At 72.8% G+C, this 14,738-nt stretch carries 9 protein-coding genes; 6 read left to right on the top strand and 3 right to left on the bottom strand.

Annotated elements, in window-relative coordinates:
• Positions 1–40 precede the first annotated feature (40 nt).
• Positions 41–3,853, top strand: a complete 3,813-nt coding sequence (locus ACZ7MG_RS33630; RefSeq protein WP_471382910.1) for an AfsR/SARP family transcriptional regulator — start codon at positions 41–43, stop codon at positions 3,851–3,853.
• On the opposite strand, the gene ACZ7MG_RS33625 is transcribed toward ACZ7MG_RS33630, so the two are convergent.
• Positions 3,840–5,765 (bottom strand): sigma-70 family RNA polymerase sigma factor, encoded by a 1,926-nt coding sequence (locus ACZ7MG_RS33625; RefSeq protein ID WP_471382912.1) that lies wholly within the window; start codon positions 5,763–5,765, stop codon positions 3,840–3,842. The two genes, ACZ7MG_RS33630 and ACZ7MG_RS33625, sit on opposite strands and share 14 nt — an antisense overlap.
• Positions 5,766–6,464: 699 nt before the next feature.
• On the bottom strand, positions 6,465–7,301 hold the full coding sequence (locus ACZ7MG_RS33620; protein ID WP_471382914.1) for a TetR/AcrR family transcriptional regulator: 837 nt from the start codon (positions 7,299–7,301) through the stop codon (positions 6,465–6,467).
• Between the two features lie 416 nt (positions 7,302–7,717).
• On the opposite strand from ACZ7MG_RS33620, the gene ACZ7MG_RS33615 reads away from it, so the two are divergent.
• The 4 genes from ACZ7MG_RS33615 to ACZ7MG_RS33600 all read left to right on the top strand — a co-directional run bounded on the left by ACZ7MG_RS33615 (position 7,718) and on the right by ACZ7MG_RS33600 (position 12,146).
• The gene (locus ACZ7MG_RS33615; RefSeq protein WP_471382916.1) at positions 7,718–9,082 is read left to right on the top strand and encodes an NAD(P)/FAD-dependent oxidoreductase; all 1,365 of its coding nucleotides are present in this window, start codon (positions 7,718–7,720) and stop codon (positions 9,080–9,082) included.
• A 169-nt stretch (positions 9,083–9,251) separates the two neighbouring features.
• Positions 9,252–10,970: an ATP-binding SpoIIE family protein phosphatase gene (locus tag ACZ7MG_RS33610; protein WP_471382918.1), complete on the top strand. Its 1,719-nt coding sequence runs from the start codon at positions 9,252–9,254 to the stop codon at positions 10,968–10,970.
• Between the two features lie 392 nt (positions 10,971–11,362).
• On the top strand, positions 11,363–11,563 hold the full coding sequence (locus ACZ7MG_RS33605) for a hypothetical protein (protein WP_471382919.1): 201 nt from the start codon (positions 11,363–11,365) through the stop codon (positions 11,561–11,563).
• 1 nt (position 11,564) lies between these two features.
• The gene (locus ACZ7MG_RS33600) at positions 11,565–12,146 is read left to right on the top strand and encodes an ATP-binding cassette domain-containing protein (RefSeq protein WP_471382921.1); all 582 of its coding nucleotides are present in this window, start codon (positions 11,565–11,567) and stop codon (positions 12,144–12,146) included.
• Here ACZ7MG_RS33600 and ACZ7MG_RS33595 read toward each other — a convergent pair.
• A complete protein-coding gene (locus tag ACZ7MG_RS33595) occupies positions 12,055–13,332 on the bottom strand; it encodes an MFS transporter (protein WP_471382923.1) in 1,278 nt (425 codons plus the stop codon). The two genes, ACZ7MG_RS33600 and ACZ7MG_RS33595, sit on opposite strands and share 92 nt — an antisense overlap.
• 165 nt (positions 13,333–13,497) lie before the next feature.
• Between ACZ7MG_RS33595 and ACZ7MG_RS33590 the strand changes: the two genes are divergently transcribed.
• Positions 13,498–14,055 carry a MarR family winged helix-turn-helix transcriptional regulator gene (locus ACZ7MG_RS33590; RefSeq protein WP_471382925.1) on the top strand — a complete coding sequence of 186 codons (558 nt, stop codon included), beginning with the start codon at positions 13,498–13,500 and terminating at the stop codon, positions 14,053–14,055.
• Positions 14,056–14,738: the final 683 nt, after the last annotated feature.

Raw genomic sequence — 14,738 nt, 5'->3', positions numbered from 1 at the left:
AAGCCCCGCCACCTCCACCCGGCCCGGCGACAATGATCCGGTGCGCTACGCGATCCTGGGGACGGCCCGAGCAGAGAACGACCAGGGCGCCCGTGTCCCCATCGGCGGCCCCCGGCTCCGCGCGCTCCTCACCGCCCTGGCCCTCCGCCCCGGCCGGCCCGTCCCCGTCCCCACCCTCATCGACGACATCTGGTCGGCCTCCCCGCCCGCGGACGCCCCCGCCGCGCTCCAGGCCCTCGTCGCCCGTCTGCGCCGGGTCCTCGGCGCCGAGGTCATCGCCTCGGAACCCGGCGCCTACCGTCTGATCACCGCCTCCACCGCCGTGGACCTCTTTGCCTTCGAGCAGCTGCTGAAGGACGCCAAGGCGGCTCTCGCCCACGGCGACCCGGCCACCGCCGCCACCACCGCCCGCGAGGCCCTGGCGCTCTGGCGCGGCCCGGCCCTGGCCGACCTCCCCGACCGCACCGCCGCCGCCCGCCCCGACGCCCTCCACGCCGAGGCGACCCGCACCAGGATCGAGGCGGACCTGCGACGCGGCGACGCCCCCGATCTCGTACCGGAACTCCGGGAACTCACCGGGGCCAACCCCTACGACGAGCCGCTGCACGCCCTCCTCATCCGGGCCCTGCACGCGGCGGGCCGTACGGCGGAGGCCCTGACGGCCTACGAGGCGATACGCCGATCGCTGCGGGACACCCTGGGCACGGACCCCGGCCCGACCCTGCGCACGCTCCACGCGACCCTGCTCGCCCCCGGAACCGGGCACTCCGCCCAGGAGGAGAGCCGTCCTCGTTCGAACGACGCCCCGACCCCTCACCCCCGGACCGGCAACATCCGCCCCCGCCTGACCTCCTTCGTGGGCCGTACGCGCGAACTCGAAGCCATCCGCGGCGATCTGCGCACGGCCCGGCTCCTCACCCTCACCGGCCCCGGCGGCTCCGGGAAGACCCGCCTCGCCGAGGAGGCCGCCCTCACCCACCCCCGGGCATGGCTGGCGGAACTCGCCCCGCTCGACCGGCCGGAAGCGGTGCCGGGCGCCGTGGTCAGCGCCCTCGGGCTGCGCGAGACGGCCCTGTTCACCAAGGAGACGGCGGTGTCGCAGGACGACCCCCTCGGCCTCCTCGTGGAGCACTGCGCCCGCCGGGACCTGCTCCTGATCCTGGACAACTGCGAACACGTGATCGACGCGGCCGCCGAGCTGGCGGAGACGCTCCTGACCCACTGCCCCGGCCTCACGATCCTCGCCACCAGCCGCGAACCCCTGGGCGTGCCCGGCGAGTCCGTACGCCCGGTGGAACCCCTCCTCCCGGCCCCGGCCCACCGCCTCTTCGCCGAGCGCGCCGCGTCCGTACGGCCCGACGCGGAGGCCGTGCTGCGCGCCGACCCCGGGGCGGTGGACGAGATCTGCCACCGCCTCGACGGGCTCCCCCTGGCCATCGAACTGGCCGCCGCCCGGCTGCGCCTGCTCACCCCACGCCAGATCGCCGACCGCCTCGACGACCGCTTCCGCCTCCTCACCACGGGCAGCCGCACGGCCCTGCCCCGCCAGCAGACCCTGCGAGCGGTCGTCGACTGGTCCTGGGACCTGCTGGACGAGCGGGAACGCACACTTCTCCGCGAGGTCTCGGTCTTCGCCGGCGGCTGGGACCTGGAGGCAGCGGAGACCGTCTGCACGGGATCAGCCCCAGCACCTGCCCCCGACCCGACCTCCAACCTCGGCGCCGACCCCGGCCTCGCCCCCGCTCCCGGCCCCGGTCCCGGTCCCGGTCCCGGCCCCGGCCTCGGCTCCGGCTCCGGCCTGGGCCCCGGCCTGGGCCCCGGCCTGGGCCTGGGCCATGGTTCGGGTCCTGGTACGGCTCCCGGCCTGGGTTCCGGTCCGGCCCTCGGCTCCGGCTCCGGCCTCGCCCCCGGTCCCGGCCCCGGCCCCGGCCCCGGCTCCGGCCTCGGCCCCGGCTCCGGCCTCGGCCCCGGTCCCGACCTCGGTCCCGGCCTCGGCTCCGGCTCCGGTCCCGGCCCCGTGCACGGCTCCGGCCCCGGCCTGGGTCCCGGTCCGGCCCCTGGCTCCGGCCTCGCCCCCGGCCCCGGCCCCGGCCTGGGCCATGGTTCGGGTCCCGGTCCGGCCCCCGGCCTCGGTGCCGCCCCCGCCCCCGCCCCCGCATCCACGGCCGACACCCTCGGTGCCCTCGTCGACAAGTCTCTGATCGTCGCCGAAGCCTCCCGGCACGACGGCCATGTCATGCGGTACCGCATGCTGGAGACGATCCACGAGTACGCGGCCGAGCGCGCCGCGGAGCTCCCGGCGCTCCGCGCGGCGGCCGAACTCCGCCACCGCGCCTGGATCCTGGCGCTCCTCGCCGAGGCCGACCCCCGCCTCCGCTCGGCCGAGCAACTCCCCTGGATCCACCGCCTGGAGACCGACCTGGACAACATCCGGGCGGCCCTCCACCGCGCCCTGGCCGCCGCCGACGAACCCGCCGCCACCGAACTCGCCCTCTCCATGGGCTGGTTCTGGTGGCTCCGCAACTTCCGCCACGAGGGCATCCGCTGGGTCGACCGGATCCTGACCCTCGCCACGGCCCCGGCCGGCACCACCACGGCTCAGCCCTCCTCCACCGACCACATCGCCGCCTTCCTGGCCGAGCCCGAGCCCGAGCCGGAGCCGGAGCCCGCCTCCGCTGCCACCCCCCACCCCCGCCACAGCCAACGCATCGCCCTGCGCCTCCTCCACCTCGCCCTGGCCGCCGAGTCCGGCCCCATCGGCGTACCGGACGACCCGATGGCCCGCGCGTACGTGGCCCGCCTGAAGCAGCGGTCCGGCCACACCGGCCCGGCCGCCGCCCGCTTCCCCGGCCTGGTCTGGCCGCTGACCGCGTACGTCCTGGACGGCGCCGTCTCGGTCGACCTCCGCGCGCTTATGGACGAGGCGGTCGCCAACTGCCGTGCACACGGCGGCGACTGGGAGGTCGGCTTCACCCTGATGCTCCGCACCCACATGCTCGTCGACTCCTCCGGCAACATGCGCGGCGTCGAGGACGACCTCGCCGAACTCCGTACGATCGCCGACCGCGTGGGCGACCGCTGGATGCGCGCCCAGGTCCGCAGCGCGGCCGGCGAGGCCGCGATGGCCCGGGGGAGTCAGGCGGAGGCCAGGGGCGAGTACGAGGAGGCCCTGCGCCTCGCGTACGAGGTGGGCGCGAACGCCGAGGCCCCGTTCCTGATCGCCCGCCTCGGCGAGATCGCCTACCGCCTGGGCGACCGTGAGGCCGCCCTGACCGCGCTGGACGAGGCCACGGCGGCGGCCGAACGTTTCGGCGCCCCGGACTCCCGCGCGTTCGTCTGGCTCCTGCGCGCCCATATGGAGCTGGTCGACGGCGAGATCGCCCACGCCCGCGAGCTGTGGCGGCTGTCCGCCGAGGAGACCCTCCGGGGCACACCCCCGCCCCAGCACCGGGCGTTCCTGGACCTGGTCGACGGCCTGCTCACGACCGCCGAGTCCGGCCCGGAGGCCGGTCTGCGCAGACTGACCGAGGCCTTCCGCACCGCCGTGGACAACCAGTGCGCGGAGACCGTGACGGCGGCGATGGCCGACAGCGCCGCGACCGTACTGTCCGCCCTCGGCGACCACGCCCGCGCGGTACGCCTCCTCGCCGCCGGCACCTCCTGGCGCGGCGAGCACCCCCGCCCGCTCCCGCTCCCCGCCGAACACGACGCCGAGCACGCGGAGACCGCCGCGCTCGCCGCCCTGGGCCCCACCCGTTACGAGGCCGAAGGGACCCTCGGCGCGGCCTACACCCCGTCCGACGCCGTGGCCGACCTGTCGGACGCCCTGAAGTCACCCCTCACGCGCAGCTGAACCGCGACTCCGCCCAGTCCGCCAGCACCGGCAGCGCGTGGGGCCCGTGCGGCTCGACGACCAGCCGTACCGTCTCCCGCCCGCTGAGGTCCACCCGCACCGGGAGCGCCGGATCCCCACCCCGCACCAGCCCGGACTTCCACAGCCGCACCCCGTCGCCGTAGACGGAGAAGTAGACCTCGCCGAGACCGTGCGTCAGATCGTCCACGCCGACGAGCGCGTCGTACGAGCCGCACCGGCGGTTGAGGTCGATGGTCACGGAGGAGAGGCCGTGCACGGTCACCCCGTTCGCGTACCGCTTCCCGGCGATCGCCATCCCGTACCGCTGCCAGACCCAACTGCTCTCCCCGAGCCGCATCTCGGGCTCGGTGCCGTCGCCGAGGACGCCGTACCGCAGCTCGTTCCACTGATAGACGGCCGGCGGCGCGGGCGGGGGAGGGGGCGTCGGGGCCGGCAGTGTCGGCGACGGCTTCGGCGGCGCGGGAGTCGGGGTTGGGGTCGGCGTCGGCTTGGGCTTGGGAGTCGGCGTGGGTGGCGCGGACGGCGCCGGCGGCTCGGCCCGCGAGGGTGAGGGCGAGGGGCTCGGTGTCGGCAGCGCCTCGGCCACCGGCACCACCGCGGCGGGCGCGCCGGGCGCGGGCTCCTCCGGCGGCGCCGACGGATCCGGCTCCGCCTCCGGCGGTGCCTCGACGGACCGTGAGGTGGACGGCCTGGCCAGCGGTTCCTTGGGCTCCACGTCGTCGTTGGCCAGCGCGAGCGCCACCGCCGCGGCGACCATCCCGGCCACACTCACCGCGATCCCGACCTTCGCCGGCGCCCCCAGCCCCTCCGCGGCGGCCCCACCGCCCGAGCCCGCGCTGCCGGAACTTCCGCTCGCCGCACCCGTGCCGCCGGAACCCCCGCTCGCCGCGGCGGCCGCGCCCGCGGCGCCGGCCGCCCCGGCCCCCGCGCCACTGGCGACGAGCGCGGCCACCTTCGCGTACCCGGCCGCGCCGAACCAGCCGATGACCGCGACCGGTACGACGGCCGGGATCCCGCTCGCGACCTCCTTGATCTGCCCGGCGGCCAGCCGGCACGCCGCGCACTCCTCCAGATGCGCGCGCAGCCCCCGCTCGGCCCGCGTGCGCAGGCTGCCCCGGGCGTACGCGCCGAGCCGGTCGGCGTACCGCCCGCACTCCGCCGAGTTCCCGGCGAGCGCCGCGCTCACATGGGCCTGCAGATACGCCTGTTTGAGCCCCTCCCGGGCCCGGCTGGCCAGCACGCGGGTGCCGTTGGCGTCCAGTCCGAACAGCGTGGCGACCTCGCTCGGCGACTCGTCCTCGACCTCCGTGTGCCAGAGCACGGCCTGCCACCGCTCCGGCAGGGAACGGAAGGCCCGCATCGCCATCGACTGCTCGGCCTCGTGCATCGCCCGCACATCGGCGCCGAGTTCGAGCGTGTCCGTGTCCGACGTCTCGGCCCCGCGCGCCGCCTGCGCCGCGAACACCGCGAAGTCGTCGACCAGCTGCTCCCGCTTCGCGGAGCTGGTCCAGCCGGCGGCGACCCGGCGCACGGAGGTGAGCAGATAGGCCCGTACGGTGTGCTGCGGCCCGGAGCCGCCCCGTACCGCCTGCAACATCCGGGCGAAGACCTCGGCGGTCAGGTCGTCGGCGGTGTGGGCGTCCCGGCAGCAGGTCCGCGCGTACCGGCGTACGGCCTCGGCGTGCCGCCGGTACAGCTCCTCGTACGCGGAGTCGTCCCCCGACCGCATCCACGCGATCAGATCGGCGTCGGCGGGTGCGCGCGGCGGCAGCACCCCGGAGTCGAACCGGTCCCACTGCGCCGGCACCCCCCGCCCCCCTTGGCTGGGCACCTGAGGCTCCGCCTCCGCCCCCGGCTCCGACCTCGACTCGTCCCGCCCGTCAAACCCCATCGCGGAAGCCCCCGCCGCCAGCCGACCCAGTCCCCAACACCAGGCAGAGTGCCATATTGGCTTTTGTTCAGCCCCCAGCACGATGGGCATACCACCCGTCCGAGCGCACTTCCCACACCACCCGCCACCCGTTCACCCATACGAGCAACCCACCCACGGAACCGCGCCCCATCAGAGGTGCGGGGAGCCACACATCTGTTAGACGCGCGGGAGCCACGGCTCTGTCAGGCGCGCGGGGGCCGCGCGTCTGTCAGGAGCGCGGGGAGCCGCGCATCTGTCAGGAGCGCGGGGAGCCGCGCATCTGTCAGGGCCGCGAGGAACTGCGCGTCTCTTGGCAGCGCGGGGAAGCCACCCGTTTTTCGGCCGCGAGGAACTGCGCGTCTCCTGGCAGCGCGGGGAAGCCACCCGTTTTTCGGCCGCGAGGAACCGCGCGCCTCTTGGCAGCGCGCGGAAACCACCCGTCTTTCGGCAGCGCGAGGAACCGCGCGTCTTTCAGCAGCGCGGGCAACCACCCGTCTTTTGGGGGCGCGGGGAACTGCGCGAGAACCCCCACCCACCCGCACCCGACAACGCACCCGACCACGCACCCCCTCGGGGTCGAAGGGGCAGCGCCCCTGGGGAGGGGAACGGGTAAGGGCGGCGGGGGCGAAAAACCCACCCCACACCGCCCCGAAGAGACAGCCCGTCACCCACCCACCATCAGGCAGGCCGAGACCGCAACCCCTCCAACAGAATGTCCAGCAACCGAGCCGACGCGGCAGCCTGCTGCGCCGCATCCGGCAAGGCCGGCGCCCCCGTGGCGATCACCAGCAACACATCCGCCACGGTCACATCCTCCCGCAGCTCCCCGGCCGCCCGAGCCCGCTCCACCAACTGCCCCACAACCTCAAGCAGCGCCGAAGCCCCGGCATCGTCCACCGGCCCACCGAGACCACCGGCCCCGGAGACACCAGCCACACCCGAGTCCGCCGACACCAGCCGAAGCTCGGCCCCCGGCTGCACCCGCTGCGCCGGCACCCGCGCCTCGTCCACGACGACCGCACCGATCCCGCCGGCACCGATCCCGCCGGCACCGATCCCGCCGGCCCCGGCCACGTCGTCCGCGACCCCGACCCGCAACACCTGCGGCGGCAGCAACCGCCCGGCACCCGAGGCCACCGAGGTCCGAAGGAACCGCGACAGCGCCTGCCACGGATCCTCCTCCTGCCCGAGCGCCACCCTGGCCTGTTCGGTGAGCCGAGACGTCTCCTCCTCGGCTATCCGGCGGACCAGGACGTCCTTGCTCGGGAAGCGCCGGTACACCGTGCCGACACCGACCCGCGCGCGGCGGGCCACATCCTCCATCGGCGCGCCGTACCCCAGCTCGCCGAAGACCTCGCGCGCCGCGCGCAGCACGTGCTCGAGGTTGCGCTGTGCGTCCACGCGGAGCGGAGTGGACCGCACCCCGTCACCGCGTCCGTTGCCGCCCGCCGAGCCGATCGCACCGCCGGGTGCGATCGTGGACGCGGACGACCAATGAGACTCCTGAATATGCATACGTGTTCCCCCGGTAATGACGTCTCCCCCCGGAGACTCTCCCCGTCATCGGAAGCCGGAGCGGCGGAACGAGCGTCCAAGGTCCTCGGCGGTCACCGATCACCTTCGTCGGAGACCCGATCCGGCCTCAGGCCGACCGAACCTCTTGAACGCATCCCCCCTACACCCCGTCGACACACGAACATAGTTGAGAGGGAGTCAATTCAGAAGGGGCACGTTCCGCACGGAGCACCCCCCGATCAGAGTACGGGCGGTTTACGTCCGGTTTGCGCCCCCTCCTGCCACCGGTCTCACACCATCTGACCTGCGCACCTGCCGCACACGCCGGTAAATCGGCCAACCCCGCGCCCCCACGGCGACCGGTCACACAAATTGCCGGGCCTGTGGACAAACCAACGAGCAAGGTGCGTCATGGGATGGTGAAGGAACCGATGCGCATCCTTATCGTCGGCGGCGGATACGTCGGGCTGTACACAGCGCTGCGCCTGCAGCGACAGCTGAAACCGGAACTCGGACGCGGCGACGTCGAGATCGTCGTCGTGTCCCCCGACCCTTATATGACGTATCAACCCTTCCTTCCGGAGGCCGCGGCGGGCTCCATCTCGCCCCGCCATGTCGTCGTGCCGCTGCGCCGCGTCCTGGACCGCTGCAAGGTCGTCATCGGCGAGGCCACCGCGATCAACCACGCCAAACGCATCGCGACCCTCGACACCCTCGCCACCGAGGAGGAGGGCACCGAGCCCGAGCAGCTGACGTACGACGAACTGGTGCTCGCCCCCGGCTCGGTCTCGCGGACCCTGCCCATCCCCGGGCTCGCGGAGCACGCCATCGGCTTCAAGACCGTCGAAGAGGCCATCGGCCTGCGCAACCACGTCATCGAGCAGATGGACATCGCCTCCTCCACCCGCGACCCCGCGATCCGCGACGCCGCCCTGACCTTCGTCTTCGTGGGCGGCGGCTACGCGGGCGTGGAGGCGCTCGGCGAGCTGGAGGACATGGCCCGCTACACCGCGCGGTACTACCACAACGTGAAGCCCGAGGACATGAAGTGGATCCTCGTGGAGGCCTCCGACCGCATCCTCCCCGAGGTCGGCGAGGAGATGGGCCGCTACACGGTCACCCAGCTGCGCCGCCGCAACATCGACGTACGCCTGCACACCCGCCTCGAATCGTGCGCCGACCGCGTCGCCGTCCTCAGCGACGGCGCCCGCTTCCCGACCCGTACGGTCGTCTGGACGGCCGGGGTCAAACCGCACCCGATCCTCGCCGCCACCGACCTCCCGCTGAACGAGCGGGGCCGGCTGAAGTGCACCGCCGAGCTGACCGTGGAGGGCGTCGCGCACGCCTGGGCCGCCGGTGACGCCGCCGCCGTGCCCGACGTCACCGCCGAACCCGGCAGGGAGACCGCCCCCAACGCCCAGCACGCCGTACGCCAGGCCCGCATCCTCGGCGACAACATCGCCCACTCCGTGCGCGGCGAGCAGCTGGAGACCTACTCCCACAAGTACGTCGGCTCGGTCGCCTCGCTGGGCCTGCACAAGGGCGTCGCCCATGTCTACGGGCGGAAGCTGCGGGGCTACCCCGCCTGGTTCATGCACCGCGTCTACCATCTGAGCCGGGTGCCGACCTTCAACCGCAAGGCCCGCGTCCTCGCCGAATGGACCCTCTCCGGGCTCTTCAAACGGGAGATCGTCTCGCTCGGATCACTCGAACATCCCCGTGCGGAGTTCGAACTCGCGGCCGGTGGAAAGCCTCCTGAGAACCCGAAGGGGTCGTCCTGACCGGATCCAGGAACTCAACCGTTCAGGCCGACGTCTGACGGATGTCGGTCCGGTCGGCCAGACTGGTCCGCGACGTGTTCCATGATCTCGGGCGGGGCACCCCCCCGGGCCACCGGCCGGATCCGGAGCCGGCCACAGACGACAACACGAGGCACGAGGCAAGGATTCGGTGAACTTCACGCGCTGGAGCGCCCGGCTCCCCGGTACGCAGCGCCGCGCCGCAGCGCGGACCGAACACACGGTCACCCCGGACCGGCGGGGAGACGGCTCCGTGCCCGCGGCCCGTGCCGAACGGCAGACCGACGACCCCCCGGACGACCCCCCGACCGTGCCCGCCGTCGACGACCTCCCCACCCGCGAGATCCTCGACCGCATCCCGGCCCTCGTCGCCCTCGTCCACGGCTCCGACCACCGCACGGCCTACGTCAACGACGCCTATGTCGCGGCCTTCGGCGTCCGCCCCCTCGGCGAACCCGCCCGCGAGGCCCTGCCCGAGCTGGACGCCCTCGGCCTCCTCCCGCTCCTCGACCAGGTCCTGCGCAGCTCCAGACCCCGCACGGTCAAGTCCCGCAAGGCCCCCGGCGGCCGCAGCTACACGATCACCTGCACCCCCGTCGACGTACCGAACACCCCGAACACCCCCAACGCGCCGGAGACGGCCGAGCAGAGTGGCACCGGTGCCGGCACCGGCGGTGGCGTGCTGATCTTCGCCGCCGACGTCACCGACCACGCCGAGGCCGCCGAACGCCTGCGCGCCAGCGAGCGCCGCCAGCGCGAGACCGCCGTCACCCTCCAGCGCTCCCTGCTCCCGCAGGAACTGGAACAGCCCGACGACCTGCGCATCGCCGCCGTCTACCACCCCGGCGGCACCGAGACCGCCGTCGGCGGCGACTGGTACGACGTCATCACCCTCGGCGGCGGCCGCACCGCCCTCGTCATCGGCGACGTCATGGGCCGCGGCGTCCGCGCCGCCGCCGTCATGGGCCAGCTCCGTACGGCCGTCCGCGCCTACGCCCGCCTGGACCTCCCCCCGCACGAGGTCCTCCAACTCCTCGACGGCCTGGCCACGGAGATCGACCCCAACCAGATCGCCACCTGCGCCTACGCCGTCCACGACCCCAACGAAGGCCGCCTCGTCTACTCCTCCGCCGGCCACCTCCCCATCCTCGTCCGCGACGAGAGCGGCACCGTCCTGCGCGCCGACGAACCCACCGGCCCCCCGCTCGGCACCGGCGGCTGGACCCACGCCTCCGGCTCGATCCCCCTCGGCCCCGGCTCCACCGCCGTCTTCTACACCGACGGCCTGGTGGAGCGCCGCAACGAGGACCTGGACGAGGGCATCGCCGCCCTGGAACGCGCCCTGGCCGGTGCCACGGGCACCCCGCAGGTCGTCTGCGACCGGCTCGTCCGCTCGACGGGCGTCACCGCCGACCACGACGACGACGTCGCCGTCCTCGTCCTCCAGCACCCGGCCCGCGTCGGCGCCGACAGCGAACTGTTCCGCAACGCCGCCCTGGAACTCCTCGGCGGCGTGGAAGCGGCCCCCCGCGCCCGCGCCTTCGCCTCCGGCGTCCTCAGCAGCTGGCGCTTCCCACCGGAACTGCACGACCTGGGCGTCCTGGCCGCCAGCGAACTCGTCGCCAACTCCCTCCAGCACGGCACCCCACCCATGCGGCTGCGCCTGCGCCGCACCGACCGCCGCCTGATCGTCGAGGTCACCGACGGCAACGACCACCTCCCCCGCCGCCGCCGGGCCGACCCCGCCGACGAGTCCGGCCGCGGCATCGCCATCATCGCCACCATCGCCTCCAACTGGGGCAGCCGCCGGGCCCCCGGCGGCGGCAAGGCGGTCTGGTGCGAGTTCGCCCTGCCGCGGAGGACGACGTAGGAGCGGGCGAGCGGGGTGTGTGGGTGCAGGCCTGGGGCCGTCACACCGACTCGGACACCGGCCGGCGGGGGGCGTCGACCGCCGCGTGCCAGGCGACCCGGGCCGCGTGGAGGCGGGTCTCGACGCCGAGCTTGCCGTAGATGCGCCGGAGACGGCGATCTCCCGGTTGGGCAGTCCGTCTCCGACGAGCGCGAGGATCTCCTCCTCCCGCGGGGTGAGCGAGGAGACCCGCTCCTCGGCCGACGCCCGCTCCGCGTCCGGTGAGCTGTTCGCAGAGCACGACCCCGGCGGGTCCGTCGAGCGCTCAGCACCCATACGAGGATCACGCACGGCGTCAACTCCCCTGCCGGGTGGAAGGGAATCGGGGCTCCCCCGCGAGTCGGGGTACAGCGGTGACGGACGGTGCTCCCAACGACTTCCACTCGCTGATCGGCGAGCGCGGCCACGGCTCCAACGACGAGATGGACTCCTGGGCCAACCGCTCGGCCACCCACACCGGCTGCATGGCCGAGCACTCCAACGGCTCCGGCGACAACGTCGCGCCGTGGAACAGCGACGAGATCACGTCGTGGCGTACGAGGAACGGGTGCTGAATTGACGACAGCCGCTGGCGCACCGCTCGTCCGGACGAGCGGACTGTGCAAGGCCTACCACTCCGCGGCCGAGACCGTCTGGGCCGCGAGGGACGTGGACTTCACCGCCCGCGCGGGGGAGTTCGTGCGCATCTACGGCGCCAGCGGCTCCGGCAAGTCGACCCTGCTGAACCTGCTCGCCGGCCTGGCCACCGCCGTGGGCCTGGTGTTCCTGGCCCTCGCCGCCGTACTGGCCGCCACCCGCAGCCAGACCCGCATCCTCCGCCGCTATCTCGCCCGGCTGATCGCCCTGAGCATCCCTCCGCGCTGGGCCCGCCAGGTCCTGCTGTGCCAGCACGCCGTCCTCATCGCGGTGAGCACCTTCCTCGGACTGCTGATCGCCGTGATACCCACCGTGGTCCTCGCCTTCCAGATCTCCGGCTTCGTCCTGAGCGTTCCGTGCCCGCACCGCCTGAGGGGAGGCCTCCCCACCGCCTCCCCTCCCCGGCACCTCAGGCCCGGGCCACCGCGGGATCCGCGGCGGCCCCGCCCCTGGCGACCACCCGGCTGCCGACCAGCGCGGGCTGATCCTGCACGCCCGTGAGCCGCCGCCCGAGCCGCAGCGCCAGCACGCTGATGCCCAGCGAGAACAGCAGGAACGTCACGATGTACGGGGCGTGCAGCGACGCCCCCATGGGCCCGCCCACCGCCGGCCCGACCGCCAGCGCGAGCTGCTTCACCAGCGCGAACGCGGAGTTGTACTGCCCCGCCATCCCCACCGGCGCCAGATCGGCCACCAACGGCGCGACGGTCGGCGACAGCATCGCCTCCCCGAGCCCGAACAGCGCGTACGTCGACACGAACGCCGCCGTCGCCATGGTCTCGCTCGTCTGCCCCAGCCCGGCGAACCCGGCCACCCCCCACGCGACGGCCCAGATCAGCCCCACGGCGGCGATCACCCGAGACCGCCGGCGCCGCTCCACGAACCGCAGCACGGCGAACTGTGCGACCACGATCACCGCGGTGTTCGCGGCCAGCGCCGTACCGAGCGCGGACGTCGATATCCCGGCCGCCTCCACCCCGTACGCACTGAGCCCCGACTCGAACTGCCCGTAGCAGGCGAAGAACAACACGAATCCGAGCACACACAGCTGCACCATGGCCCGATCGCCGAGCAGCCGCTTCCAGCTCCCCTTGGCCGCCGCCCCGCCCGGCACACCCTCGACCTTCGGCGCCCGCGGCATCCGCACGGTCGCCATCACGCCCACGAGCACCAGGAACATCGCCGCCTGTATGGAGAACAGCAGGACGAAGGAGCCCGCGCGGCTGGCATCCACGAGATGCCCGCCTATCAGCCCGCCGACCCCGAGCCCGAGGTTCTGCAGGAAGAACTGTGTGGCGAAGGCCCGGGACCGGTTCTCCGCACGGGAACAGTCGACGATCATCGTCGCGAGCGCCGGCTGCGTCACGGCCTGCCCCGCCCCGAGCGCCGCCGCCGACAACAGCACGGTGGTCGCGGTAGAGGCCAGCCCCAGGCTCAGCGATCCGACGGCTGCGGTGACCAGGGCGGTGAGCAGCACCGGAAGCGGTCCACGCCGGACTATGGCCCGCCCGGCGAAGGGCAGCACCACCAGTGCGGCCACGGCGAAGACCGCCAGCACGAGCCCCGCCGTCGTCGCACCGAGATCCCGCACCTGCGCCACATAGACGTACAGATACGGGACCGTGAAGCCGAGTCCGAACGCGCCGAGCGCGTTACCCACGTGAATCCGGCGCATCGCTGCGCCCATCCCCCTGGTCACGTTCACCTGCCTAGGTAGAGGAAGCCCACACCGCCGCGCCGTACCGGAACGCTCAAGCGTTAGCAGTGAAGACTTCGAAGCTAAAACTTAGAACCTAAACAGTACATGCCCAAGGACTTCGATGCCAAGCGGTCTCGTGCCATACTTCGCCCCATGGGCGACACCCCAGGCACCTCCGGCGGCGCCGAGCCGACACTCGAAGAGCAGATCGCCGCCTACCAGCGCGAGTTCCAGGACCTCGACCCCCAGGTCGAGAAGATCGTCTCGGCGCTCTCCCGCCTCAACCGCCGTATGAACGTCGCCTACGGCCGGCAGACCTCGGCACTCGGCATCAGCAACGCCGAGTGGGAGGTCCTCAAAGCCCTCGTCCTCTCCGGTGCCCCGTACCGCATGGGCCCGAGCGAACTCGCGAAGCGGCTCGGCCTCACGCCGGCCGCCATGACCCACCGCATCGACCGCATGGTCGCCGAGGGCCTGGTGACGAGAGAACGCGACGAGACCAACCGCGTACGCGTCATCGTCGAGCTGAACCCCGAGGGCCGCGAGAAGTGGCTGGAGGCCATGCGCCTCGCCTCGGTCTTCGAGGAGGACCTCCTCCAGGACCTCTCTCCTCTCGAACGCACGGTCCTGGGTGAGGTCCTGACCCGCCTCCTCCGCCGCGTCGAGCACGCCCAGCCGGACGCCGGCGGCCGCCTCACCGACCTCGACTGAGGCCGTACGGTTGAGGGGTGCCCAAGGTTTGACCGCGGGCCACCCGGGGGAGGCTTGACAGTCCACCCCGCGATCCGTAAAGTTCTTCGGGTTGCCACGGAGCCTTAACGGTTCTGCGACAGCACCTCCGCCGCTTCGAGCGGCACCCAAACCAACCAGCACGATCTCCCACTCGGGGTGAATTCGGCGTGCCCGAATTCAATTCGATTTGGGTTCGACAGACCCGATTGGGAACTGCCGAGCAGATCCGCTAAGGTTTGGGACGTCGGAACGGCCCAACAGCCGCGAAGGCAAACCCCACTGACTGGGAATCAGGCCCGAAAGGATCTGATAGAGTCGGACTCGCCGGAAAGGGAAACGCGGAAGCGGGAACCTGGAAAGCACCGAGGAAATCGGAACCGGAAACGGTCTGATAGAGTCGGAAACGCAAGACAGCAAGACCGAAGGGAAAGCCCGGAGGAAAGCCCGAGAGGGTGAGTACAAAGGAAGCGTCCGTTCCTTGAGAACTCAACAGCGTGCCAAAAATCAACGCCAGATATGTTGATACCCCGTCTCCAGCATCTGCTGGGACGAGGTTCCTTTGAAATAAAACACAGCGAGGACGCTGTGAACGGTCGGGCTTATTCCGCCTGACTGTTCCGCTCTCGTGTGTGTGCACCGGCTGTATTAATTTACTGGCCGAG

The organism is Streptomyces sp. NPDC107538 (genome assembly GCF_055657445.1).
Note: the sequence above shows the minus strand (reverse complement) of the source record. Positions and strands in the feature narration are given on the sequence as shown.

Coding starts and splice junctions, on each gene's coding strand:
- ACZ7MG_RS33595 (WP_471382923.1), bottom strand. CDS start 13,332: ATGGGCGCAGCGATGCGCCGGATTCACGTGGGTAACGCGCTCGGCGCG.
- ACZ7MG_RS33625 (WP_471382912.1), bottom strand. CDS start 5,765: ATGGGGTTTGACGGGCGGGACGAGTCGAGGTCGGAGCCGGGGGCGGAG.
- ACZ7MG_RS33620 (WP_471382914.1), bottom strand. CDS start 7,301: ATGCATATTCAGGAGTCTCATTGGTCGTCCGCGTCCACGATCGCACCC.
- ACZ7MG_RS33615 (WP_471382916.1), top strand. CDS start 7,718: ATGGTGAAGGAACCGATGCGCATCCTTATCGTCGGCGGCGGATACGTC.
- ACZ7MG_RS33590 (WP_471382925.1), top strand. CDS start 13,498: ATGGGCGACACCCCAGGCACCTCCGGCGGCGCCGAGCCGACACTCGAA.